A 22,025-nucleotide genomic window follows, 5' to 3' on the forward strand; every position below is an offset into this window, starting at 1 on the left:
GTCCCGGGCGTCTGGTGGCCCTGGTTCTCAGGAGGCCGTCGGCGTCCAGTCGCCCAGCCAGGCGGCGACCGACTGGCCGGCGGCCTGCGCGTCCGTCAGCTGCGGACGGTCACTGCTCGCGGTGCCCGCGCCGGCGCCGGTGTTCTTGTACTCGGCGAAGCGGTCGTCCTTCCAGGAGAAGCCGCCCATGTCGGACCACGGGGCCGCCTTGACCGCGGCGCTGAGGGTGGAGTCGCGGACCGTGGTCTGCGGGTCGAGGGAGGCGTCGCCGCCCGCGTGCCAGTTGCGGCCCAGACAGAAGCTCGCGGCCGACACGTCACCGGTCACCGTGGAGTGGGTGATCAGGAAGCCCTTGCGGTTCGCCGGGGTGCTGGGGGCCGTGACGAAACCGGCCGACGAGCCGTCCGCCCGCTTCTTCAGCGTGACGACCGACTTGTTGATCACGGCGGTGGCGCGGCCGAAGACGAAGTCGACGTTGCCGGTGATGTAGGAGTTGGTGATGTAGACCCGGCCGAGCTTGTCGGAGCCCGCGGTCTCCAGCTCCAGGGTGTCCTGGTCGCCGGTGACGATCACACCGTCGAGCATGATCTTGTCGGCGCCGGTGCGCAGGGCCACGGCCTGATGGCCCTGCACGCTCGCGTTCGCGGCCTCGTCGAAGTCGTTGGAGATCGTGAGGTTACGGGCCTGGAAGTCGTCCGCCTCCACGGCCACGGTGGCGCTGCCGGTGGTGCCGTACGTCGTGCCGTCGGCCCTCTTCGTACCGGCCGCGTTGTTGTAGACGATCACCGTGTCCTTACGGCTGCTGCCCGTGCCCTGGATGGTGACGTGCGGCTTGTCGGAGGGGACCTTGACGGTCTCGCGGTACGTTCCCGGCTTCACGGAGATGACCACGCGCGAGGTGTTGTTCGCGGGTACGGCGTCGACGGCGGCCTGCACGGTCTTGTACGCGCCCGTCCCGTCCTTGGCGACCGTGAGCGTCGTGACGGCGGAGGTGGTGGTGACCGTGGTACCGAGGGAAGTTCGGGGCCCCGCACCGGACTTGACCAGGGCGGGCACGTCGGTCGCCTTGTCGAGCGTGTAGCTGTAGTACGTCTTCGGGTCGAACGCCGTGCCGCTGCCGCCGCTCTCGTTGCGGCCGCTGGTGCCGGAGAAGACGTTGCCGCGCTGCACGAGGGTGGCCGTGCTGTCGCGGATGACGGGGTTGTTCATGCCCTGGAAGTAGCTGTTCTCCAGAAGCATGTTGGTGTTGCCGCGCGCGTAGTTGCCGTACGAGGACGTGATGGCGGTGCCCGCGTCGTCCTCCAGGTAGTTGTTGTAGAGGTGCGCGTGGGCCACGTTGTCGGTGGAGGGGTTGCGCTGCTCGGTCTCGCGGATCCAGTTGTGGTGGATCGTGATGTCGGCGGTGGTGTTGGCGGTCCAGCCGATGCCGAACGCCTTGTTCTCGTTGCTGAGCTTGTTGTACGACACCGTCAGGTAGGTCGTGTCCTTGCGGCTGTCGATGAGCCCGTCGGCCATGTGCCGGATGTCGTTGTGGTCGATCCACACATGGTGGGCGCCGTCCATCTGGATGCCGTCGTAGTCGTGCTCCTTGTCGTTCCAGACGCCTTGGTACGCGTCCCGGATCGTCAGGTTCCGGATGATCACGTTGTGCACACCCTGGCCGAGGAAGAAGCCGCCGCCGACGATCTGCCCGGCGGTCCCGGACCCGATGACGGTCTTGTTCGACTGGACCTTGATCTCCTTGCCGACCGGCTCCATGTCGATGGTCGCGGCGACGACGATGACGTACGGGTCGGCCGCCGTCGCGTACTTCTCCAGGTCGGCGAGCGTCTTCACGGTGACGGTCTTGCCGTCCCGGCCGCCGTACGTCCCGTTCTGCCCGAGCGCGTCGACGGACGCGAACCCGTCGGCGGTGGCGGTGGCCCACGCGGGGGCGGCGCTCGCCGCAGAGGCCTTGGGCTGCGCGTCCTCACCGAAGACGCCGAAGACCGTGCCGTAGGCCATGGTCGCTGCGGCGGTCAGGGCCAGCGGGACACCGACGTACAGGGCGGTCCTGCGTCTGCGGTGGCGTGCTTTGCGGATCTCACTCACGGGTTGGGTCCGTTCAACGTCTGTGGAGGGCAGGGTCGTTGACTGGTCGCCGCCGGTGCGCGAATGGTTGCCGTGTCGAGCGGAAAACGAGGAGTGGTCGCGGCGTGGAAGGGCGCCCCTTACGGGGTGGTCGTGCGCGCTGCGACTGACGGTGACGTCAGCGGCACGGCTGCGTCGGCTCCGCGAGTGCCCCACGACGTGGTCCTGGGGCACTGAACCGGCCTGCGCGTCACGGATGAAGCCGGGGGCCGCGATCACGCCTGCCGGCGTCTGCGGTTACGGCACCTCGGGCGGAGGCGTCGGCGCGCCCGGCAGTCGTACCGTCGCCACCGTTCCGCCGCCCTCCGCCGGGCGCAACGACACCTCGCCGCCCGCCTGCTGCACCGTCCGCGCCACTATCGACAGGCCCAGGCCCGAGCCCGGCAGGGCGCGGGCGCTCGGGGAGCGCCAGAAGCGGTCGAAGACGTGGGGGAGTTCGTCGGAGGGGATGCCGGGGCCGTGGTCCCGGACGGTCAGTTCGCCGTCCTTGAGGGCGACATCGATGACTCCGCCCTCGGGGCTGAACTTCACCGCGTTGTCGAGGATGTTCACGATGGCCCGCTCCAACGCCGACGGTTCCGCCCGTACGAACCAGGGCTGCACATCCGCCGTGATCGTCAGCTCCGGTCCGCGCAGGCGTGCGCGGCGCAGGGCCGCCTCGACGGTGTCCTGCAACGCGACCACCTGCGCACGGTCCGCCGGCGTTCCGGCGTCCGACCGCGACAGCGTCTGCAAGTCGCCGATCAGGGCGGCCAGTTCGGTCATCTGGGCGGTGACGGAGGTGAGGAGTGCCTTGCGGTCCGCCGGGGGGATCGGGCGGCCCGTCTCCTCGCTTCGGGTGAGGAGTTCGATGTTGGTACGGAGAGAGGTGAGGGGGGTGCGGAGTTCGTGGCCCGCATCGGCGATGAGCTGTTGCTGGAGGTCGCGGGAGCTGGCCAGGGACGCGGTCATCGAGTTGAAGGAGCGGGAGAGGCGGGCGATCTCGTCCTCGCTGTCCTCCTCCACCGGGATGCGGATGGCGAGGTCCTCCGTGCGCGCCACGTGCTCTACGGCCTCGGTGAGCTTGTCGACGGGGCGGAGGCCCGCGCGGGCCACCGCCAGGCCCGCGGCTCCGGCGCCGACCACTCCGATGCCGGAGACGAGGAGCAGGACGAGGGCCAGGTCGTTCAGGGTGGCTTCGGTGCCCGCGAGGGGTACGGCGACGAGGAAGGCGACGTTCGGGAGCAGGGTCGGTCCGACGCCCGGGATATCACCGACGAGCGGCATGGTGAGCACCTGCACGGCATTGCCCTCGCTGTCGGTGCCGGTCCGGAGCTTGGTCAGGTGCAAGTTCGGATCCTTGGCCACGGCCTTGTCGCTGTCGGTGACTTTCACCGTGCCCGCGGAGCCGTCGAAGGCGCAGACAGTGCCGTCTACCTGGACCACCTGGGAGTAGTACTCGGACCGTCGAGGGCCGTCGCTGCTGTGCTTCGGATCCTGACCACAGTTGCTGATGGCCCGCTGGATCAGTCCGTACTCCACGGCTCCCTTCTGCGCCCGGAGATTGCTGTTGATCTCGTCGTACAACTTCTCCCGCACGATGAACCAACACGTCACCGAAACCGCCGCCACCCCGAACGCCACCGCCGCCGCCACCAGCAGCGCCAAGCGCGAGCGGATCGGCAGTGACCGGAACCGGCGTAGCACCTTGCTCACTCCGCGCCACCCGACCGCAGTACATACCCCACACCCCGCACCGTGTGCACCAGGCGCGGCTCGCCGCCCGCCTCGGTCTTGCGGCGCAAGTACATGACGTACACGTCCAGCGAATTCGACGACGGCTCGAAGTCGAAGCCCCAGACCGCCTTCAGGATCTGTTCGCGGGTGAGGACCTGGCGCGGGTGGGCCAGGAACATCTCCAGGAGGGTGAATTCGGTGCGGGTCAGTTCGACGGGGCGGCCCGCCCGCGTGACCTCGCGTGTCGCGAGGTCCATGCGCAGGTCGCCGAAGGTGAGCGCGTCGTTCTCGGGGACGCCCACCGCGGCGGCGGCGTAGGAGCTGCGGCGGAGCAACGCCCGGACGCGGGCGAAGAGTTCGTCGAGTTCGAAGGGCTTGACGAGATAGTCGTCGGCGCCGGCGTCGAGGCCGGTGACGCGGTCGCCCACGGTGTCGCGGGCGGTGAGCATCAGAATCGGAGTGGTCGTGCCCGCTCCGCGCATGCGGCGGGCCGCCGTCAGGCCGTCCATGCGGGGCATCTGGATGTCCAGGACGACCAGGTCGGGCTGGTAGGCCGTCGCCTTCTCCAGGGCGTCCGCGCCGTCGACCGCGACCTGCGTGCCGTACCCCTCGAAGGCGAGGCTGCGCTGGAGTGCTTCGCGCACGGCCGGCTCGTCGTCGACGATCAGGATGCGCAGGGGTTCACGGTCGCCTTCGGCGGGGCTCATGGGCGGGGTTCCTCGGGTGCGGTGGGACGGTGCGGCTGACGTCCCTCAGCCTCGCATGTTTGAGGACGGGGACGGAAAGGATCAGCCGGGGACGGAGCGGCTCAGACAGGGATGGAGCGGCTCAGGCAGGGACGGAAAGGATCAGTCGGGGACTAAGCGGCTTAGACAGAGGGAAGCGGCTCAGACAGGAACGAGCGGCTCAGGCGGAGACGGAGCGGCTCAGCCCGGCAGCGTGCTCAGCGCGGTGAGCCGGCGCAGCGGGACCTTGCGGCGGTGGGGGTGCGCCGCGGACGTCCGCAGGCCCATCAGCTCCGGGACCGCCACCTCTGGCACCCGTGCCGCCGGGGGGTGCAGCTTGTAGGCCACTTCAAGGGCCAGGGTGAAACCGGCCGGGTCGCGGTCGGCGACGATGTGGGAGACGCGCGTGATCATGTCAACCTCCAGGTGTTAGCTGTCGGAGCCGCCGGCCCGCAGAGAGGCCAGGTCGGACTTGACGGTGTTGATCGGGATGGCGAAGCCGAGGCCGACGCTGCCCGCGCTCGACGAGGAGGACGAGGAGTCCGAAGCGGCCGAGTACATCGCGGAGTTGATGCCGACGATGTTGCCGTTCATGTCGATCAGCGCTCCTCCGGAGTTGCCGGGATTGAGCGAGGCGTCGGTCTGCAGCGCCTTGTACGTCGTCGTCGAGGAACCGGTGTCGCCGTTGAACTGCCGGCCGCCGAACTCGAACGGCCACTGGCCGCTTCCGCCGCCCTGCTGTTGCTGCTGGCCCTGGCTCTCGTCGGTGGAGACGGTCACGTCACGGTGCAGGGCGGAGACGATGCCGCTGGTGACGGTGCCGGTCAGGCCCTCGGGGGAGCCGATCGCGACGACCTGGTCGCCGACCTGCACGCCGTCGGAGTTGCCGAGCGTCGCGGTCTTCAGTCCGGAAGGCGCGTTCTCCAGCTTAATCAGCGCGAGGTCCTTCTTGCTGTCCGTGCCGACGACCTTCGCCGTGTACGACTTGCCGTTGCTCAGCTGCACCTTGATCGACGAGGCGCCCGAGATGACGTGGTTGTTGGTGATGATCTCGCCGCCGGTCGTGATGATCACGCCCGCACCGGTGGACGAGCCCGCGTTCGAGGTCGCGCTGATCTCGACGATGCTCGGGCTGACCGCCTTGGCGACCCCGGCGACCGTGCCCTTCTGGCTGGTGGGCACCACGCTGGCGCTGGTGCTGCTGGAGGCGACGGTGTCGTTTCCGGTCAGCTCCTGAATGCCGTACGCGGTGCCGCCTCCGATGGCCGCGGCGACTATCGCGACGGCCGCGAGCAGGGCGAGCGGGCCCTTGGCGCGCTTCTTCTTGGCGTGGACCGCCGGAACCGGCTCGGCCGTCAGCACCGCGGTGCTCGCGGCCCCCGGCTCGGAATAGCCCGCGAAGCCACCGCCACCGTGGCCCCCGAAGCCGCCGCCACCGTGGCCCTCGCCACCGCCGCCACCCTGACCGGAGCCCGGCCACACGGTGGTGCCCGGCTCGACGGCGACCGGCGCGACCGGCTCGTACGCCGGCGGGGGAGGCCACTCGGGGTTCACGGGAGAGGAGGCGTGCTGCTGCTCAGGGGCCCCCGGCAGGGGGTAGGCAGCCTGCTGGTTGTCGCCCTGGGGGTACTCGCCGCTGCGGCGGAAGCTCTCGGTCATGGAATAAAGACTGGCCCCCGATCATGAGAGGTCCCTGAGTCCCCGCTGAGAAGCCCGACAGAAGCTCGTATGCCCGATATAAAGGCGCCGGGGCCCAGGAAACAGCGGGTTGCGGTGGGGTGATGTCAGGGAACGCCACGGACGAACACTTGTCTGCCCGCTGTGTAGCCCGTGTGTGAAGGGGCGCGTGAGGCCTACGATCGCCGCGCCGGAGGGGGGCTCCGCGGTTACGCCTGAATCGATGCAGTCGATGCAGTCGATGCAGTCACTGCAATCGATGCAATCGATGCGATCCATGCAGCTCATGCAGCTCATGCGGTTGCGATCGATCAGGCGGGTGCGTCGTACGCCCTTCTCGGGCTCTTTACGACATCACACGCACCCACCACCTCAGGAGCCCCGAGTGATACGTGCTCTGCGCGACCGTTGGAGACGCCCCGTCACGGCGTTGCCCACGGCCGCTCTCGCGCTGGCGCTGACCTGCGCCGGCGCCCTGGCGGCGCAGCCCGCGACCGCGGCCGGCAACCCGGCAGGACTGCCCGACGCGAGCGTCGCCCAGCCCGCCGACCGGGCCCCGGCCCCGACCACCTCCGACAAGGAGCTGCGCAGCCGGGTCGTCGAGGCCGCCAAGGACCAGGCGACCCCGGAGACGACCCCCAAGAAGACCCCATTCATCATCGGCGGCAGCGAGACGACGATCTCCGTCGCCCCGTGGATGGTCCAGCTCGCCTACTACGACGACGCCGCCGGCACGGGCTACTTCTGCGGCGGCACCCTCGTCGCCCCGAACAAGGTCCTCACGGCGGCGCACTGCGTCGCGGGCCTCGACTGGGTGAAGAACGGCGCGGTACTGGCCGGCGCCACCGGCCTCTACGACGACACCAACGGCACCGTCGCGGGCGTCTGGCGCCAGTGGAACCACCCGCACTACAACTCCACCACCGTCCAGAACGACATCGCGGTGCTCACCCTGGACCGCCCGCTGAACCAGCAGTGGATGCGCCTCGCGGCCGCCAACGACACGCCCTGGTACACCCCGGGCAACAACGCCACCGTCTACGGCTGGGGGCTGACCTCCGGCGCGGACGGCGCCGATCTGTCGGCGAAGCTGCGCAAGGTCGACCTCGCGGTGCAGTCGGACGAGACCTGCAACTCCGCGATGCGGACGGTCCTCGGTGAGGACGACTTCATCGAGGGCTCGATGTTCTGCGCGGGCACCCCCGCCACCGGCGCCGACGAGGGCACCAAGAGCCCCTGCAACGGCGACTCCGGTGGCCCGGTGATCACCGGCGGCAAGGTCATCGGCATCGTCTCGTGGGGCGTCGCGGGCTGCACGGCCAAGGGCGCCTACCCGGTCTTCACCAAGGTCGACTCGTACACCTGGGCGGCCCAGCCGCGCATCGACGACACCGACCTGTCCTTCGACGGCAAGGCCGACCTGCTGGCCCGTACGCCGTCCGGCGGGCTGTTCGAGCAGGACAGCAAGGGCACCTCGCTCGCGCAGCGCGCCTTCCAGGGCACCGGCTGGCAGGGCATCAGCTGGGGCCTGCAGGCCGACCTGGACCGGGACTTCTCACAGGACCTGATCGTCCGCGACAAGGGCGACGGCAAGCTGTACCGCGACTACCTCAACCACAGCTCCGGCGAGTTCGAGTGGATGCAGGTGAGCTCCGTCTGGGGCGGCTACACGTCGTACGCCATCCCAGGTGACCTCACCGGTGACGCCCGCCCCGACCTCGTCGCGGTGGACGTCGACGGCTCGGTCTACCTCTACCCGGGCAAGGGCAACGGCCAGTTCTACGCCCGCGTCAAGGTCGTCGACAAGGCCTGGAAGAACGTGAAGATCTTCGGCCACGGCGACCTGACCGGCGACGGCCGCGCCGACCTGCTGGTCCGCAACAGCTCCGGCGTCCTGTACCTCTACAAGGGCACGCAGTCCGAGCACGCCCCGTGGTCGACGCGGATCCAGGCACGTACGGGCTGGAACTTCACCTCGTACGTGTCCAACGGCGACGTGACGAACGACGGCATCGCCGACGTCATCACCCGCGACTCCGTCGGCAATCTCTGGCTCTACCCGGGCACCAACAAGGCGTCCAGCAGCCTCTTCGGCTCCCGGATCGGCCTGGGCGGCGGCTTCAACCAGTACAACCTGCTGTTCTAGAAACCCCGAGTGCGCCGGTCCTGCCCGCTACTCGCAGCCGCAGGACCGGCGTACGACCAGCCGCGACGGGAACAGCTTCAGCCGCTCACGGCGCGAACCCGCGACCCGCAACCCGTCGTCCAGGACGAGGTCGACGGCCGCGCGAGCCATCGCCGAGCGGTCGGAGGCAATCGTTGTCATCGGCGGGTCGGTCAGCGCGGCTTCCTTGACGTCGTCGAAGCCGGCCACCGCAAGCTCACCCGGCACGTCGATGCGCAGCTCGCGGGCGGCCCGCAGCAGGCCGATCGCCTGGTCGTCCGTGGAGCAGAAGATCGCCGGTGGCCGGTCCGGCCCGGCCAGCAGCCCCAGGGCGACCTGATACGCGTCGTACCGGTTGTACGGGGCCTCGAAGAGGCGCCCCTCCGTGGGGAGGCCGGCCTCCTGCATGGCGCGCCGCCAGCCCTCGACGTGGTCGGAGACGGGGTCGCCGACGGCGGGGGTCTCCGCCGTACCGCCGAGACAGGCCACGTACTCGTACCCGTGTTCAAGCAGGTGACGCGTGGCGAGCTGGGCGCCGCCGATGTCGTCCGTGACGACAGCGACGTCGTCGATCGCTTCGGGGCGCTCGTGCAGCAGCACCACCCGGGCGTCCCACGCGTCGATCTCGGCGGCCGCGTGGTCGTTCAGCGCGTGGCTGACGAGGATCAGACCGGAGACCCGCATGCCGAGGAAGGCGCGCAGATAGTGCACCTCGCGCTCCGCGACATAGTCGGAGTTGCCGACGAGGACCATCTTTCCGCGCTCGGCGGCGGCCTGTTCGACCGCGTGCGCCATCTCCCCGAAGAAGGGCTGGCGTGCGTCCGGCACGATCAGGCCTATGAGCTCGGTCCGCCGCGATGCCATGGCCTGGGCGACCCGGTCGGGCCGGTACCCCAGCTCCTTGATCGCGGCGAGAACGCGCTCGCGCGTGGCCGGGGCGACCGGCCGGGGTCCGTTGTTGATGACATAGCTGACGACGGCGGTGGAAGTACCCGCCAGCCGCGCCACATCATCCCTAGTCACCTTGGCCACGCGCGGAGTCTACGCGGATGGACCTACCTCTGGGCAGGGCGTACGGCGGCTTGCTGCTCCTCGGCTGTGGCCTCCGCCGCGCCGACGGCATCCAGGTGCGCCGTCTCGTCCGCATCATCCGGCTTTGGCTGGGCCGCCTTGGCCTTGGCCTCGTCCGCCGCGCGGTCCACCTTCTCCGGAGTAACGAATCGATAACCGACGTTCCGCACGGTTCCGATCAGCGACTCGTGCTCGACTCCGAGCTTCGCGCGCAGCCGTCGTACGTGCACGTCGACCGTCCGTGTGCCACCGAAGTAGTCGTAGCCCCAGACCTCCTGGAGCAGCTGGGCGCGGGTGAAGACCCGGCCCGGGTGCTGCGCCAGGTACTTCAGCAGCTCGAACTCCTTGAAGGTCAGGTCGAGGACCCGGCCCTTGAGCTTCGCGCTGTACGTCGCCTCGTCCACGGAGAGATCGCCGTTGCGGATCTCCATCGGGGAGTCGTCGTTGACGATCTGCTGGCGGCCCATGGCGAGCCGCAGACGGGCCTCGACCTCGGCCGGCCCCGCGGTGTCCAGCAGGACGTCGTCGATTCCCCAGTCGGCGGTGACGGCCGCGAGACCGCCCTCGGTGACGACGAGGATGAGGGGACAGCCGGGGCCCGTGGAGCGCAGCAGCTGGCACAGACTGCGCACCTGCGGGAGATCACGGCGGCCGTCGATCAGGATGACGTCGGCACCTGGGGTGTCGACGAGAGCGGGGCCTTCCGCCGGAGCCACTCGCACGTTGTGCAGGAGCAGGCCGAGGGCGGGAAGCACCTCCGTCGACGGCTGAAGGGCATTGGTAAGGAGCAGCAGAGAACTCATCGCGCCCCACCTGCCTGGGTCGTCATACGTTCGTGCACGGTTCGCTCGCCCATAACGTCTGGTTCCTCCTCGGTCCCTGCGAGGACGTTTACGGCACTGCTTTGTACGTGCGGCTCCCGCGCCCTGGGATCCGCTGTGCATTCCAAGGCCCCGTACACCTGCGGTTTCCCGCTTCGTATACAACGGTTCCGAAAGCACAAAAGGACCCGGGGGCTACGCTGCCCGAGTCCTCTGCCCAGCAGAATAGCCCACATGAGCTCAGGTCCGGCAGGTCAAGTGACGCGATCTTTCAATAGTCCACACCTTGAGACAACGTCGCGCACCTCTTTGCGGAGGTTTCTGCGCACGGACGACGGGGTGACGATCGATGCGGCGTACGACCCCGGAACGGGGCCTTCCAGTGACCTCGCGTTCATCGTGGCGCACGGGTTCACGGGCGATCTGGACCGTCCGCACGTGCGCCGCGCGGCCGGTGTCCTGGGACGGAACGCGGCCGTCGTCACCTTCTCCTTCCGTGGTCACGGCAGATCCGGCGGGCGCTCCACGGTCGGCGACCGCGAGGTTCACGACCTGGCTGCCGCGGTGGCCTGGGCGCGGGAACTCGGGCACACCCGGATCGCGACCGTCGGCTTCTCGATGGGCGGGTCCGTGGTCCTGCGGCACGCGGCGCTGCACTCCGTGGCCGGACAGGAGCACGAGGGGCGCACGGACGCGCATACGGACGTGGTGGTTTCGGTGAGCGCACCGGCCCGTTGGTACTACCGGGGCACTGCCCCTATGCGACGCCTGCACTGGCTGGTAACGCGGCCGGTGGGGCGGGCGGTGGGCCGCTACGGGCTGCGTACGCGCATCCACCACCGTGACTGGGACCCGGTGCCCGCCTCGCCCGTCGAGTCGGTCCCGCTCATCGCGCCCACCCCGCTCCTGATCGTCCACGGCGACCGGGACGGCTACTTCCCCGTCGACCACCCGCGTATGCTCGCCGCCGCCTCCGGCGACCACGCCGAACTCTGGCTCGAGCACGGCATGGGGCACGCCGAGAACGCGGCGGACGACGAGCTGCTGGGCCGTATCGGGGACTGGGCCGCCGCGCACGCGGGCTAGCCTGACTGTGTTCGACGGCTTCACAGAAACCGACGATGTTCACGGAAACCGACGGTTTTCACGGAAACCACTGGTTGCGGAAACCACTGATTGAGGAACGAGATGGCAAAGGGCACGGTGCGTTACTGGGCCGCCGCCAAGGCCGCGGCAGGCATCGCCGAGGAGCCGTACGACGCCGGCACGCTCGCCGAGGCGCTCGACGGGGCCCGCGAGCGACACCCCGGCGAACTCGTCCGCGTCCTGCGGCGATGCTCCTTCCTCATCGACGGTGACCCCGTGGGCACCCGCGAGCATGAGACGGTACGGCTGGCCGAGGGCGGCACGGTCGAGGTGCTCCCGCCGTTCGCAGGAGGGTGAGCGAGACGATGAGCGAGCAGCCGTATGAGGGTGCGTACGAGGGATACGACCCCTACCAACAGGCCCACCCGCAGCCGCAGGCCGAGTGGCAGCCGCAGTACACCCAGCAGTGGGAGGGGCAGACCTGGGAGACGCAGGCGCAGCTGCCCGTCTCGGCGGCGGAGACGGCCTATCTGCCTCCGCAGGGGTACGGCGAGCCGTCCGCCCACGGCGCCTATGGCCAGCCCCTGCCTCCGGAGGCGCCGACGCCCGCGTACGAACCCTCCGCCTATACGGCACCCGGTGATGCCGGCATGGCCCAAAGCGGTGGCGGTAGCGGCGTCGATGAGGCCGCGTCCGGCTACGGGCCCCCCACCGTCACCGGCAACCCCCGTGTCACCGACGCCCAGCGGGCCCGGGCCGAGGGGCGGTCGCCGATCATCGAGCCGGGGATGCAGCCCGCCGCGCTCACGGCGCTGCTCGGGCTGCTGCTGTCCGGTGCGGCGGCGATAGGGGAGTACGCCCTCGTCGTACCCCTCGTACTGCTGCAGGCCGTCACCGCGGCGGGATGGTTCCGGCTGAACGGGATGTGGCCGGCCCGGCAGGGCATCGCGCTGGCGTTCGCCGGTGCGCTGACCGCGGATGTCGCGCTGCTCGTGGCGGGCCGGGAGAACGGGCCCGCCGCGATCCTCGGCACCCTCGGCGTGTGGGTGCTGCTCACGCTCGTCCTGCAACTGCGCAGCCACGCCGACCCCGACACCCGGATGTACGGCCTGATGGCGACCGTCGCCTCGGCGGCGCTGTCGATCGTCGCGGCCGGGCACCTCGCGGCGGAACCGGACGCCGTCACGGCGGGCGCGGCCGCGGTCGCCGTGGCGATCCTCGCCCGTGCGCTGCCGCTGCCTACGGGGGCCTCCGTCGTGGTGGCGCTGCTGGCCGCCGCGGGCGCCGGAATCGCGGTGGGCGGGATGACGGACCTGGGTTCCCAGGGCGCCTTCCTCGGCCTCGCCGCGGGGGCGTGCGCCCTCATCGGCCATCGGGTCGCCAGTTACGACTACCCGTCCCGTTTCGTGCACTTGACCGCGGGCGTCGCCCTGCCGCTGGCGGCGGCGGCCCCGGCGATCTATCTGCTGGGCCGGGCGCTGGGCTGAGCATTCTTGGCCTGCCCGCACCCGCGCGGGGTGCCCTGTCACAGGTGATCGACAACTCCGCCGCAAACCACCCCGGAGGGTTACGCTCGCGCTCAACGGCCACTCGGCCGTTGACACCGGGCCGGCCGAGGCGGGGGAAACACCGAGCATGCGCGCACTGCGAATAATCCTGATCGTCGTCGTCATCCTGGGCGGTTTGTTCGTGATCGCGGACCGGGTGGCGGTCGGATTCGCGGAGAACAAGGCGGCGGACCGGATCAAGAGCACCGAAGGGCTGGCCAGCACCCCCGACGTGTCCATCAAGGGCTTTCCCTTCCTCACCCAGGTCGCCGGCGGCGAACTCGACGACGTGAAGATCGGCATCAAGGACTACGAGGCGTCGACGGGCGGCACGAACGCGGCGACCAGCACGATCCGCATCGACGACCTCAACGCCGAGATGCACGGCGTCGTCTTCAACGGCGACTACAGCTCCGCCACCGCCAACAGCGCCACCGGCACCGCGACCATCGCGTACGCCGAGCTGCTGAAGGCCGCGAAGTCGGAGCCCGCGCAGGTCGCCCCCGGTGTCACCGCCCGGGTCATCGGGCTCTCCGACGGCGGCAACGGCAAGATCAAGGTGACGGTCACGGCGACCGTCCTCGGCACCAAGGTGCCCCAGCCGGTCTCCGTACTCAGCTCCGTCAGCGTCTCCGGCGACACGGTGAAGGTGCACGCCGACTCCCTGCCCAAGCTGGGCGTCGAGCTCGCCGAGGGGCGCATCCGCGCGATCACCGACTTCCAGCAGAAGATCGACAAACTGCCCGGCGGCATCCAGCTCGACAAGGTCGAGGCGGCCAAGGAGGGCGTCGACATCTCGGTGCGGGGTTCGAACGTCAAGCTGGTCGGGTAGGACGGCTCTTTGGTAGGGGAACGGTTGTCCGAAAGGCGAGACGTCCCCGTCCGTCCAGCAGATGGGCTGACGGTGTGATGACCGATACAGCCGCCCGGCGAGCGGGTGTCCTCGGCCTCGACGGCCACCCCATCTCACATCACGGACGATCGCGTCTCAGGATTCGACACGCCGGTGACATGCCCGCCTGTCCGTCCCTACGATCGACACCATGAAGCGACAGGCGGATCTTACGAAGCGGCGGGCAGTAGACCTGTGCCGCGTCGCCGCCATGCTCTGTCGCACTTTCTGAGCGGAAGCGTTCGTACTTCCGCGAGCCGGGCCCTTCGACCTCTCTCGTCGGGGCCACCCTTGCGCAGAGCAGCCGTAATCGGCGTGACCGCGCACCCCTCTCCAACGCACCACCCCGCCGCAACTGCCCCGGAGGAGAACGAGCATGAGCCGCAGCGACGTCCTGGTAGACGCCGACTGGGTCCAGGCCCACCTGGACGACCCGAACGTGGCCGTCGTCGAGGTCGACGAGGACACGTCCGCGTACGAGAAGAACCACATCAAGAACGCCATCCGGATCGACTGGACCAAGGACCTCCAGGACCCGGTCCGTCGTGACTTCATCGACCAGGAGGGCTTCGAGAAGCTCCTCTCGTCGAAGGGCATCGCCAATGACACGCTGGTCGTGCTCTACGGCGGCAACAACAACTGGTTCGCCTCGTACGCCTACTGGTACTTCAAGCTGTACGGCCACGAGAACGTGAAGCTGCTCGACGGCGGCCGCAAGAAGTGGGAGCTGGACTCCCGCGACCTGGTCGTCGAGGTGCCCGAGCGTGCCGCGACCGACTACAAGGCCAAGCCCCAGAACACGGCCATCCGCGCCTTCCGTGACGACGTCGTCGCCGCGATCGGCTCGCAGAACCTGGTCGACGTGCGCTCGCCCGACGAGTTCAGCGGCAAGCTGCTCGCCCCGGCGCACCTGCCGCAGGAGCAGTCGCAGCGTCCGGGCCACGTCCCGTCCGCCCGCAACATCCCGTGGTCGAAGAACGCCAACGACGACGGCACCTTCAAGTCGGACGACGAGCTCAAGGAGCTCTACGCCGAGGAGCAGGTCGACCTCGCCAGGGACACCATCGCGTACTGCCGTATCGGTGAGCGTTCCGCGCTCACCTGGTTCGTGCTGCACGAGCTGCTCGGCGTGGAGAACGTCAAGAACTACGACGGCTCCTGGACCGAGTACGGCTCCCTCGTCGGCGTCCCGATCGAGCTCGGCGCCAACAAGTAACCCTCAAGGCCTGAAGGACGGAAACGAATATGTGTGGAGCGAAGGCCGGCGGCCCGGACGCCTCGACGATCAAGCCCGGTGAGACCACGATCCAGGGGCAGGTGACCCGCGACGGCGAGCCGGTGACGGGCTACGTCCGTCTGCTGGACTCGACCGGCGAGTTCACCGCGGAGGTTCCCACCTCCGCCACGGGCCAGTTCCGCTTCTACGCGGCCGAGGGCACCTGGACCGTACGGGCCCTGGTCCCCGGCGGCACCGCGGACCGCACGGTCGTCGCCCAGACGGGTGGCCTCGCAGAGGTCGCCATCGCCGTCTGACGGCACCTGCAGAGCGGCCGAAGGGCCGCACCCCCGGGGGTTGGACGCTTACCGGATCGGGGTGCGGCCCTTCGGCATGCCCCATGCTGCGGCCTTCGGCGGGGGGTCTGTGTGGGTGCGGCGCCGTCGTCGCCGGATGCTCGCACCGATCCGGTGTCGCGGACCTGTCCTTTGACGTACGTACGCCCGACGCCGGCACGTGCCCCCTCCTTGACGCGCTGCTTCGCAGGCTTCGCAGCGCTGCGCCGGACTCCGTCCGGCGGCCTTCGGCGGGGGGTCTGTGTGGGTGCGGCGCCGTCGTCGCCGGATGCTCGCACCGATCCGGTGTCGCGGACCTGTCCTTTGACGTATGTACGCCCGACGCCGTCACGTGACCCCTCCTTGACGCGCTGCTCGCACTGCTTCGCAGGCTTCGCAGCGCTGCGCCGGACTCCGTCCGGCGGCCTTCGGCGGGGGGTCTGCGTGGGTGCGGCGCCGTCGACGCCCGATGCCCGCACCGATCCCGTGTCGCGGACCTACCCTTGACGTATGTACGCCCGACGCCGTCACGTGTACTTCGCCATGATGGGCACCTGCATCGCCCTCTTCGTCCTGGCCTGGGGAGTCGTGCGCATCTGGTCGATCCCGGTGGCTGTCGGGATGTGCGTGGTGGCGATGGTGATTCCGCCGGTCGCCGCGATGGTCGCCAACCGGCGCGGCCCCGAGGACCGGTGGTGGGACGACCCGTCCGGGGACGCGAAGTCCGACGAGTGGTGGGATGAGCTGGACGGTAAGAAGCGGCGGCAGTAAGAAGGCGCTCATGGGGCGTACGAGATTGTCCACCGTGGTGTTCGATGCGCCTGACGCGCATGGGCTGGCCGGCTTCTACCGGCGTCTACTCGGGTACGTGGTGCGCGCGGAGGAGCCGGACTGGGTGCTCATCGGCCCGACGTACGGCGGCACCGCGCTCGCTTTCGAGACGGAGCGGCTCTACACGCCGCCGGTCTGGCCCGCCGGCCCCGGCGACCAGCGGATGATGCTGCACCTCGACATCGAGGTCGACGATCTGGCCGAGGAGACGGCCCGCGCCGTGGCCGAGGGCGCCACGCTCGCCGACTACCAGCCCCAGGAGGACGTACGGGTCCTCCTGGACCCGGCGGGGCACCCCTTCTGCCTCTGGGTGCACACGCGTCACTCGCGCCGGCCGAGTCGGACGCCTCAGTAGACCAGCGCCTGCGTCTCGTCGGCCATCGCTTCCTGCACGAACACCTGCGCGCCCGCGATGCGTACGCCCTCCAGGACGTCCTTCTCCGTGATCTCGCGACGGGCCGCGCACTGTGTGCACAGGGTGATCCGCCCAGCCGCCAGGATCGAGTCGATCAGGCCCGGCAGCGGCGCCGCGTGCGGAAGCTCGAACTCGGCGGCGCGGCCCGGCAGCGCGAACCACGACGACTCGCCGGTCAGCCAGAGGGACACATCGACGCCGCTGGCCACCGCCACCGCCGCCACGGTGAACGCCTGCGAGCAGCGTTCCGGGGCGTCCGCCCCCGCCGTCACCTTGATCACGAGCTTCTTCGCCATGCCCGAATGGTAGTCCGAATCGTGATCACCGCCCGCGCGAAACCGACCACCGCCGAGGTCGACGACGTCAGCCGCTACACGTACGCCGCGGCCAAGCCGTACGGCGCCGAGCAGGTCAGGCAGGCGTACCTGGTCGCCGGGGGCACCTTCGGACTGGTGGTGCAGTCCCGCGAGGGCGGTGCGCCGGCGGTCCCGTTCCAGCGGACGGTGATCCTGCAGAGCCAGCCGCTCGGCTGAGTCACCGGCAAGGCGTACCTCACGGAGAGCGCCGGGCCCCGGCCGACTAAGCTGGGACCCGGCTCTAGTACCGCCCACCCCGCTCATCCGAGGAGCACCCCGTGGAGATCTTCTTCGAAACCCTGCTGGTCCTGGTCTGCGTCGGCGTTCTCGCCTTCGCCGGGCTGACCGTGAAGAAGCTGTACCAGGGCCAGCGCTGACCACCGTCAAGGAACTGCCGACCTCATGATCGAGATCCCGTCCGACCTCCACAAGGACCTCGTCCCCCTCGCCTTCCTGCTCGGCGACTGGGCCGGCGCAGGCGTCCACGACTTCCCCGGCTCCGAGAAGTGCAACTTCGGGCAGGAGGTCTCCTTCACCCATGACGGCCGGGACTTCCTGGAGTACCACTCGCACACCTGGGTGCTCGACGCGGACGGGAACAAGGTCAGGCCGCTGGAGACCGAGTCCGGTTTCTGGCGCATCGACTCCGGCCGCAAGGTCGAGGTCGTCATGACCCGCGACGACGGCGTCGTCGAGATCTGGTACGGCGACCTGGCCGACAAGAAGCCACAGATCGACCTGGTCACGGACACCGTGGCGCGCACGGCCGCGTCCGGTCCCTACAGCGGCGGCAAGCGCCTGTACGGGTACGTGCACAGCGACCTCATGTGGGTCGGCGAGAAGCAGACCCCCGAGGTCGAACTGCGCCCCTACATGTCCGCGCATCTGAAGAAGGTCGTCACCCCGGAGGACGTCGAGCGCTGGGCCAAGGCCCTGCCGGACGACATGCCGGACGACGGGATCGCCTTCTTCAAGTAGTTCATCAGGTCGGCACCACCGGGAATGGTCCTAGACTTCCAGTGTGGTGAGCACCGACTGGAAGAGCGACCTCAGGCAGCGCGGCTATCGGCTGACGCCGCAGCGTCAGCTTGTCCTCGAAGCCGTGGACACCCTGGAGCACGCGACCCCCGACGACATCCTCGTGGAAGTGAGGAAGACCGCGTCGGGGGTCAACATTTCCACGGTCTACCGGACCCTGGAGCTTCTGGAGGAGCTGGACCTGGTCAGCCATGCGCACCTGGGGCACGGCGCGCCGACGTACCACCTCGCCGACCGGCACCACCACATCCATCTGGTGTGCCGCGACTGTACGAACGTGATCGAGGCCGATGTCTCGGTCGCCGCCGAGTTCACCGCGAAGCTCCGGGACACGTTCGGCTTCGAGACGGACATGAAGCACTTCGCGATCTTCGGCCGCTGCAAGGATTGTTCGCTCAAGAGTTCAACTATCAAGTCGTAGGCTTAGGTCTATGAAGAGTCCCCTCCTGTCTCTGCCCGGCGCCGTTCCCGCCGAGGGCGTGGACGAAGCCGTCGCCGCCCACTACGGCGACCTGTTCCGTGAGCAGCGCGCCCTCGCCGACGGCACCGGCTTCGTGGACCTCTCGCACCGCGGCGTCGTCACCGTCACCGGCGACGACCGGCTCAGCTGGCTGCATCTGCTGCTCACCCAGCACGTCACGGACCTGCCGGTGGGCCGCGCCACCGAGGCGCTGATCCTCTCCGCGCACGGTCACATCGAGCACGCGCTGTATCTCGTCGACGACGGCACGACGGTGTGGATGCACACAGAACCCGGCACCCAGGACGCGCTGATCGCGTACCTGGAATCGATGAAGTTCTTCTACCGCGTCGAAGTCGCCGACCGGACGGGCGACTTCGCGGTCGTGCACCTGCCGGCCGGTTCCATCGCCGAGGTCCCCGAGGGCGCCGTCGTACGCGAGACGCCGTACGGGCGTGATCTGTTCCTGCCGCGTGCGGGGCTGGAGGCGTACGCCGAGAAGGCAGGACCCGCGGCCGGGCTGCTGGCCTACGAGGCGCTGCGCGTCGAGCACCACCGCCCGCGCCTCGGCTTCGAGACCGACCACCGCACCATCCCGCACGAGCTGGGCTGGATCGGCACCGCGGTGCATCTCCAGAAGGGCTGCTACCGCGGCCAGGAGACGGTCGCTCGCGTGCAGAACCTGGGCAAGCCTCCGCGCCGCCTCGTCTTCCTGCATCTCGACGGAAGCGAGGTCCATCTGCCGCCGCACGGCACGGAGCTGCGTCTGGCGGACGAGGGCCCGGACGGCCGCAAGATCGGTTTCATCACGACGTCCGTACGCCATCACGAGCTGGGCCCGATCGCGCTGGCGCTGGTGAAGCGGAACGTGCCGTTGGACGCGCCGCTGATGGCGGACTCGACGGCGGCGGCGCAGGAGGTCGTGGTCGAGCCATAGGGCCCTGCATCCTCTGTACCCCCTATGTCCCCTACGCGGCCCCTACATCTCCACGAGGACCGTGAACGGGCCGTCGTTCGTCAGCGAGACGCGCATCTGGGCGCCGAAGCGGCCCGTCGCCACCGTCGCGCCCAAGGCGCGGAGTTGGGCGACCACCTCGTCGACCAGGGGCTCGGCCACCTCGCCGGGGGCGGCGGCGTTCCAGGTGGGGCGGCGGCCCTTACGTGCGTCGCCGTACAGGGTGAACTGGCTGATGACGAGCAGCGGCGCGTCGATGTCCGAGCAGGACTTCTCGTCGGCCAGCATCCGGAGGGACCAGAGTTTTCGGGCGAGTTGGGCCGCCTTCTCCTTGGTGTCGTCGTGCGTGACCCCGACGAGGACGCACAGCCCCTCACCGCTGATCTCGCCGACCGTCTCGCCCGCTACGACGACGCTCGCGCCGTCCACCCTCTGCACCACCGCACGCATGCCGACCATCATGCCGTGCGGGCCCTTCGCGTGATTTCCGGGGTCCCGAACCCCCCATCTGGGGCCGATCGGGGGCACTCGGTCACATAGCGGCCACTTGGGGTGGCACGATGCGGTGTGTTGCGGTGCATACGTGGGGTGGACCGCGCCGGTCGAGGGGACGGTAGAGGCAGATGAGCACACCGAGTACAGGGCAGCCGCCCGGAGTCGTGTCATTGACCCGTACGGGCGTGCGGGCCGGGAGGGTGACGGTCCGGCCGCCGGTGCAGCGCACCGACAGCGGCCCGCTGGCGGTCGAGCCGCCCCCGCACGACCTCGACCTGCTACGGCTGCCCGAACTGCGCACGCTGCGGCGGGACGCCCAGCGCGACGAGGCCGACCTCAGCTATGTGCGGCGGCTGCTCCAGGGACGTATCGACATCCTGCGCGCGGAGCTGGCGCGCCGCGGAGGGCTGCGGTTGCCCTCACTCGCGACCGGACAGCCGTCGCTCACCGACTCCGTGGAGCCGTCGGTCGTCGAACGGCTCCCGGAGATCCTGACGGACGCGCCCGCCCGGCACCGTTCGTCGGCCCGCCATGTGACGGTGGGCACACCGCACGGCGAGGAGTACCGGCGACTGGCCGCCGACATGCTCTCCGAGGTCCAGCTGTCCGACCTCGAGGCCCGCACGGACGACGAGCTGGGCGCGGGAATGGGACGGCTCGTCCGGTACGAGCAGCAGGTGTCCCGGCGGCGTCAGCAGCTGCAGCGCACGGCCGACGATTGCAGCGCCGAGATCGCCCGCAGGTACCGTGAAGGCGAAGCACAAGTAGACGACCTGCTCATGTGACGCGGCGGCCCCGGCGATCCCGGGGCCGCGCGGCGGCCACGACGGCCCCGCGGGGCCGGGAGCCCGGCAGCCGGGCCGGCCCCGGCCCGGTTCCGTGGCCCCGTGGACATGGGGGGCGCTCCGGGACGGCCCGGGTGGCGCCCTCCGAGTGGGTCCCCGTCCCGGAAGGCCACCGCCGATGTCCGTCTCTCCCGCCACGCCCGCAGGCTCGCCGATACCCGGCGTACCTCCTGTCCTCGCCGAGGTCGTACGTTCCGGCTTCGTCGAGGGACGTCATCGCGGCAGCCTGGTGCTGCTGGCCTCGGACGGGTCGGTCGAGCTGGCGCTCGGGGAGGTGGCGGCGGCGGTCTTCCCGCGCTCGTCGAACAAGCCCATGCAGGCGGCCGGTGTGCTGCGCGCCGGGCTGGACCTGGCCGGGGAGCGGCTCGCCCTCGCCGCCGCGAGCCACTCCGGGGAGGGCTTCCACCGCGACCTCGTCCAGAAGATGCTGGGCGAGTACGGGCTGACGGCGGCGCAGTTGCAGTGCCCTGCGGATCTTCCGCTCGACGTGGCCGAGGCCGAGACCTACCTCGCCTCGGGCGCCGTACGCGACCGGGTCACCATGAACTGCTCCGGCAAGCACGCGGCGATGCTCGCGGTGTGCGCGCTGCGGGGCTGGCCCACGGAGTCGTACCTCGACCCTGGGCACCCCCTCCAGCAGCTGATCCACTCCGTGGTCGAGGAGGCGGCCGGGGAGCCGGTCGCCGCCGTCGGCACGGACGGTTGTGGGGCGCCGCTGATGGCCATCAGCCTCACCGGCCTCGCACGCGCCTTCCGCTCCTTCGTCCTCGCGGCGCCCGGGTCCGCCGAGCGGCGCGTCGCCGACGCGATGCGCGCGCACCCCGAGTACGTCGCCGGTACGCGCCGTCCTGACACCTGGCTGATGCGCGAGGTCCCGGGCGCCCTGTCCAAGATGGGCGCGGAGGCCGTGCAGGCCGTCGCCCTCCCGGACGGCCGGGCCCTCGCCTTCAAGATCGACGACGGCGGGGGGCGGGCGTTGGGGCCTGTGCTGGCCCGCGCGCTGGCCCTGCTGGGCGTGGACGCGCCAGTGGTGTCGCGGATCGGGCGGGCGCCGCTGCTGGGCGGCGGCCAGGAGGTCGGGGAGATCCGCCCGACGTTCTGAGAACAGGCGTTTTTCGCCTCCCTTCGCCCCTACCCGTCCGTACCTGGGGGGCTCCGCCCCCCGGACCCCCCCGAGCAATGAACAACCCCGACGGCGAGTGAAGTACGGGGGGTTTGGGGCGGAGCCCCCCAACGAGGGGCCCGGTGGG

General features: G+C 69.9%; 25 protein-coding genes. 16 read left to right on the forward strand and 9 right to left on the reverse strand.

Annotated features, from left to right (window positions below; all coding sequences use genetic code 11):
- Window positions 1-27: 27 nt before the first annotated feature.
- The 5 genes from AB0D27_RS29465 to AB0D27_RS29485 all read right to left on the reverse strand — a co-directional run bounded on the left by AB0D27_RS29465 (window position 28) and on the right by AB0D27_RS29485 (window position 6,230).
- Window positions 28-2,091, reverse strand: a complete 2,064-nt coding sequence (locus AB0D27_RS29465; RefSeq protein ID WP_362514957.1) for a pectinesterase family protein — start codon at window positions 2,089-2,091, stop codon at window positions 28-30.
- A 276-nt stretch (window positions 2,092-2,367) separates the two neighbouring features.
- Window positions 2,368-3,825, reverse strand: coding sequence for a HAMP domain-containing sensor histidine kinase (locus AB0D27_RS29470; RefSeq protein ID WP_362514958.1), 1,458 nt, complete (start codon window positions 3,823-3,825; stop codon window positions 2,368-2,370).
- Window positions 3,822-4,553: a response regulator transcription factor gene (locus AB0D27_RS29475; protein WP_362514960.1), complete on the reverse strand. Its 732-nt coding sequence runs from the start codon at window positions 4,551-4,553 to the stop codon at window positions 3,822-3,824. Before AB0D27_RS29475 ends, AB0D27_RS29470 begins: the two co-directional genes overlap by 4 nt.
- A gap of 219 nt (window positions 4,554-4,772) precedes the next feature.
- The gene (locus tag AB0D27_RS29480) at window positions 4,773-4,985 is read right to left on the reverse strand and encodes a hypothetical protein (RefSeq protein WP_362514961.1); all 213 of its coding nucleotides are present in this window, start codon (window positions 4,983-4,985) and stop codon (window positions 4,773-4,775) included.
- Between the two features lie 15 nt (window positions 4,986-5,000).
- Window positions 5,001-6,230 (reverse strand): trypsin-like peptidase domain-containing protein, encoded by a 1,230-nt coding sequence (locus tag AB0D27_RS29485; RefSeq protein ID WP_362514963.1) that lies wholly within the window; start codon window positions 6,228-6,230, stop codon window positions 5,001-5,003.
- A gap of 403 nt (window positions 6,231-6,633) precedes the next feature.
- Here AB0D27_RS29485 and AB0D27_RS29490 point away from each other — a divergent pair, with 403 nt between their 5' ends.
- Window positions 6,634-8,394 (forward strand): trypsin-like serine protease, encoded by a 1,761-nt coding sequence (locus AB0D27_RS29490; RefSeq protein WP_362514964.1) that lies wholly within the window; start codon window positions 6,634-6,636, stop codon window positions 8,392-8,394.
- 27 nt (window positions 8,395-8,421) lie between these two features.
- Here AB0D27_RS29490 and AB0D27_RS29495 read toward each other — a convergent pair whose 3' ends face one another.
- Together AB0D27_RS29495 and AB0D27_RS29500 are read right to left on the reverse strand one after the other, a co-directional pair.
- A complete protein-coding gene (locus tag AB0D27_RS29495; RefSeq protein WP_362514966.1) occupies window positions 8,422-9,444 on the reverse strand; it encodes a LacI family DNA-binding transcriptional regulator in 1,023 nt (340 codons plus the stop codon).
- A gap of 23 nt (window positions 9,445-9,467) precedes the next feature.
- Window positions 9,468-10,286: a response regulator transcription factor gene (locus AB0D27_RS29500; protein WP_362514968.1), complete on the reverse strand. Its 819-nt coding sequence runs from the start codon at window positions 10,284-10,286 to the stop codon at window positions 9,468-9,470.
- Between the two features lie 252 nt (window positions 10,287-10,538).
- Here AB0D27_RS29500 and AB0D27_RS29505 point away from each other — a divergent pair, with 252 nt between their 5' ends.
- The 9 genes from AB0D27_RS29505 (at window position 10,539) to AB0D27_RS29545 (ending at window position 16,566) form a co-directional block, all read left to right on the forward strand.
- Window positions 10,539-11,390 (forward strand): alpha/beta fold hydrolase, encoded by an 852-nt coding sequence (locus AB0D27_RS29505; RefSeq protein WP_362514970.1) that lies wholly within the window; start codon window positions 10,539-10,541, stop codon window positions 11,388-11,390.
- 102 nt (window positions 11,391-11,492) lie between these two features.
- The gene (locus tag AB0D27_RS29510) at window positions 11,493-11,747 is read left to right on the forward strand and encodes a MoaD/ThiS family protein (protein ID WP_362514971.1); all 255 of its coding nucleotides are present in this window, start codon (window positions 11,493-11,495) and stop codon (window positions 11,745-11,747) included.
- 8 nt (window positions 11,748-11,755) lie between these two features.
- The gene (locus tag AB0D27_RS29515) at window positions 11,756-12,877 is read left to right on the forward strand and encodes a hypothetical protein (protein WP_362514973.1); all 1,122 of its coding nucleotides are present in this window, start codon (window positions 11,756-11,758) and stop codon (window positions 12,875-12,877) included.
- Window positions 12,878-13,025: 148 nt separating this feature from the next.
- The gene (locus AB0D27_RS29520) at window positions 13,026-13,769 is read left to right on the forward strand and encodes a DUF2993 domain-containing protein (protein WP_362514975.1); all 744 of its coding nucleotides are present in this window, start codon (window positions 13,026-13,028) and stop codon (window positions 13,767-13,769) included.
- A gap of 211 nt (window positions 13,770-13,980) precedes the next feature.
- Window positions 13,981-14,061, forward strand: a complete 81-nt coding sequence (locus AB0D27_RS29525; protein WP_350310325.1) for a putative leader peptide — start codon at window positions 13,981-13,983, stop codon at window positions 14,059-14,061.
- 144 nt (window positions 14,062-14,205) lie between these two features.
- On the forward strand, window positions 14,206-15,045 hold the full coding sequence (locus AB0D27_RS29530) for a sulfurtransferase (protein WP_362514977.1): 840 nt from the start codon (window positions 14,206-14,208) through the stop codon (window positions 15,043-15,045).
- Between the two features lie 29 nt (window positions 15,046-15,074).
- Entirely contained in the window at window positions 15,075-15,362 is a 288-nt protein-coding gene (locus AB0D27_RS29535) for a DUF1416 domain-containing protein (protein ID WP_054232391.1), read from the forward strand.
- A gap of 528 nt (window positions 15,363-15,890) precedes the next feature.
- Window positions 15,891-16,151, forward strand: coding sequence for a DUF3099 domain-containing protein (locus tag AB0D27_RS29540; protein ID WP_362514979.1), 261 nt, complete (start codon window positions 15,891-15,893; stop codon window positions 16,149-16,151).
- A gap of 10 nt (window positions 16,152-16,161) precedes the next feature.
- The gene (locus tag AB0D27_RS29545; RefSeq protein WP_362514981.1) at window positions 16,162-16,566 is read left to right on the forward strand and encodes a VOC family protein; all 405 of its coding nucleotides are present in this window, start codon (window positions 16,162-16,164) and stop codon (window positions 16,564-16,566) included.
- Here AB0D27_RS29545 and AB0D27_RS29550 read toward each other — a convergent pair.
- Complete coding sequence (locus AB0D27_RS29550; protein WP_362514982.1) at window positions 16,560-16,922, reverse strand: DsrE family protein; 363 nt, start codon at window positions 16,920-16,922, stop codon at window positions 16,560-16,562. The two genes, AB0D27_RS29545 and AB0D27_RS29550, sit on opposite strands and share 7 nt — an antisense overlap.
- A 6-nt stretch (window positions 16,923-16,928) precedes the next feature.
- On the opposite strand from AB0D27_RS29550, the gene AB0D27_RS29555 reads away from it, so the two are divergent.
- The 4 genes from AB0D27_RS29555 (at window position 16,929) to AB0D27_RS29570 (ending at window position 19,417) form a co-directional block, all read left to right on the forward strand.
- Entirely contained in the window at window positions 16,929-17,159 is a 231-nt protein-coding gene (locus AB0D27_RS29555) for a hypothetical protein (RefSeq protein ID WP_362514998.1), read from the forward strand.
- Between the two features lie 225 nt (window positions 17,160-17,384).
- Entirely contained in the window at window positions 17,385-17,960 is a 576-nt protein-coding gene (locus AB0D27_RS29560; RefSeq protein WP_362514984.1) for an FABP family protein, read from the forward strand.
- A gap of 43 nt (window positions 17,961-18,003) precedes the next feature.
- Window positions 18,004-18,441 (forward strand): transcriptional repressor, encoded by a 438-nt coding sequence (locus tag AB0D27_RS29565; RefSeq protein WP_362514985.1) that lies wholly within the window; start codon window positions 18,004-18,006, stop codon window positions 18,439-18,441.
- 10 nt (window positions 18,442-18,451) lie between these two features.
- A complete protein-coding gene (locus tag AB0D27_RS29570; protein ID WP_362514987.1) occupies window positions 18,452-19,417 on the forward strand; it encodes a folate-binding protein in 966 nt (321 codons plus the stop codon).
- 42 nt (window positions 19,418-19,459) lie between these two features.
- On the opposite strand, the gene dtd is transcribed toward AB0D27_RS29570, so the two are convergent.
- The gene (gene dtd, locus AB0D27_RS29575) at window positions 19,460-19,885 is read right to left on the reverse strand and encodes a D-aminoacyl-tRNA deacylase (protein ID WP_362514988.1); all 426 of its coding nucleotides are present in this window, start codon (window positions 19,883-19,885) and stop codon (window positions 19,460-19,462) included.
- A gap of 173 nt (window positions 19,886-20,058) precedes the next feature.
- On the opposite strand from dtd, the gene AB0D27_RS29580 reads away from it, so the two are divergent.
- Window positions 20,059-20,715 (forward strand): AmfC protein, encoded by a 657-nt coding sequence (locus tag AB0D27_RS29580; protein ID WP_362514990.1) that lies wholly within the window; start codon window positions 20,059-20,061, stop codon window positions 20,713-20,715.
- Window positions 20,716-20,893: 178 nt separating this feature from the next.
- A complete protein-coding gene (locus AB0D27_RS29585) occupies window positions 20,894-21,877 on the forward strand; it encodes an asparaginase (RefSeq protein ID WP_362514992.1) in 984 nt (327 codons plus the stop codon).
- Window positions 21,878-22,025: the final 148 nt, after the last annotated feature.

Origin of the sequence: Streptomyces sp. NPDC048415 (assembly GCF_040651675.1) — a bacterium.
Lineage (GTDB): Bacteria > Actinomycetota > Actinomycetes > Streptomycetales > Streptomycetaceae > Streptomyces.

What these genes read in the sequence shown, in the direction of transcription:
- AB0D27_RS29475 (WP_362514960.1), bottom strand. Translation starts at nt 4,553, where the DNA reads ATGAGCCCCGCCGAAGGCGACCGTGAACCCCTGCGCATCCTGATCGTC.
- AB0D27_RS29480 (WP_362514961.1), bottom strand. Translation starts at nt 4,985, where the DNA reads ATGATCACGCGCGTCTCCCACATCGTCGCCGACCGCGACCCGGCCGGT.
- AB0D27_RS29485 (WP_362514963.1), bottom strand. Translation starts at nt 6,230, where the DNA reads ATGACCGAGAGCTTCCGCCGCAGCGGCGAGTACCCCCAGGGCGACAAC.
- AB0D27_RS29500 (WP_362514968.1), bottom strand. Translation starts at nt 10,286, where the DNA reads ATGAGTTCTCTGCTGCTCCTTACCAATGCCCTTCAGCCGTCGACGGAG.
- AB0D27_RS29505 (WP_362514970.1), top strand. Translation starts at nt 10,539, where the DNA reads ATGAGCTCAGGTCCGGCAGGTCAAGTGACGCGATCTTTCAATAGTCCA.
- AB0D27_RS29510 (WP_362514971.1), top strand. Translation starts at nt 11,493, where the DNA reads ATGGCAAAGGGCACGGTGCGTTACTGGGCCGCCGCCAAGGCCGCGGCA.
- AB0D27_RS29515 (WP_362514973.1), top strand. Translation starts at nt 11,756, where the DNA reads ATGAGCGAGCAGCCGTATGAGGGTGCGTACGAGGGATACGACCCCTAC.
- AB0D27_RS29520 (WP_362514975.1), top strand. Translation starts at nt 13,026, where the DNA reads ATGCGCGCACTGCGAATAATCCTGATCGTCGTCGTCATCCTGGGCGGT.
- AB0D27_RS29525 (WP_350310325.1), top strand. Translation starts at nt 13,981, where the DNA reads ATGAAGCGACAGGCGGATCTTACGAAGCGGCGGGCAGTAGACCTGTGC.
- AB0D27_RS29530 (WP_362514977.1), top strand. Translation starts at nt 14,206, where the DNA reads ATGAGCCGCAGCGACGTCCTGGTAGACGCCGACTGGGTCCAGGCCCAC.
- AB0D27_RS29535 (WP_054232391.1), top strand. Translation starts at nt 15,075, where the DNA reads ATGTGTGGAGCGAAGGCCGGCGGCCCGGACGCCTCGACGATCAAGCCC.
- AB0D27_RS29540 (WP_362514979.1), top strand. Translation starts at nt 15,891, where the DNA reads ATGTACGCCCGACGCCGTCACGTGTACTTCGCCATGATGGGCACCTGC.
- AB0D27_RS29545 (WP_362514981.1), top strand. Translation starts at nt 16,162, where the DNA reads ATGGGGCGTACGAGATTGTCCACCGTGGTGTTCGATGCGCCTGACGCG.
- AB0D27_RS29550 (WP_362514982.1), bottom strand. Translation starts at nt 16,922, where the DNA reads ATGGCGAAGAAGCTCGTGATCAAGGTGACGGCGGGGGCGGACGCCCCG.
- AB0D27_RS29555 (WP_362514998.1), top strand. Translation starts at nt 16,929, where the DNA reads ATGGTAGTCCGAATCGTGATCACCGCCCGCGCGAAACCGACCACCGCC.
- AB0D27_RS29560 (WP_362514984.1), top strand. Translation starts at nt 17,385, where the DNA reads ATGATCGAGATCCCGTCCGACCTCCACAAGGACCTCGTCCCCCTCGCC.
- AB0D27_RS29570 (WP_362514987.1), top strand. Translation starts at nt 18,452, where the DNA reads ATGAAGAGTCCCCTCCTGTCTCTGCCCGGCGCCGTTCCCGCCGAGGGC.
- dtd (WP_362514988.1), bottom strand. Translation starts at nt 19,885, where the DNA reads ATGCGTGCGGTGGTGCAGAGGGTGGACGGCGCGAGCGTCGTCGTAGCG.
- AB0D27_RS29580 (WP_362514990.1), top strand. Translation starts at nt 20,059, where the DNA reads ATGAGCACACCGAGTACAGGGCAGCCGCCCGGAGTCGTGTCATTGACC.
- AB0D27_RS29585 (WP_362514992.1), top strand. Translation starts at nt 20,894, where the DNA reads ATGTCCGTCTCTCCCGCCACGCCCGCAGGCTCGCCGATACCCGGCGTA.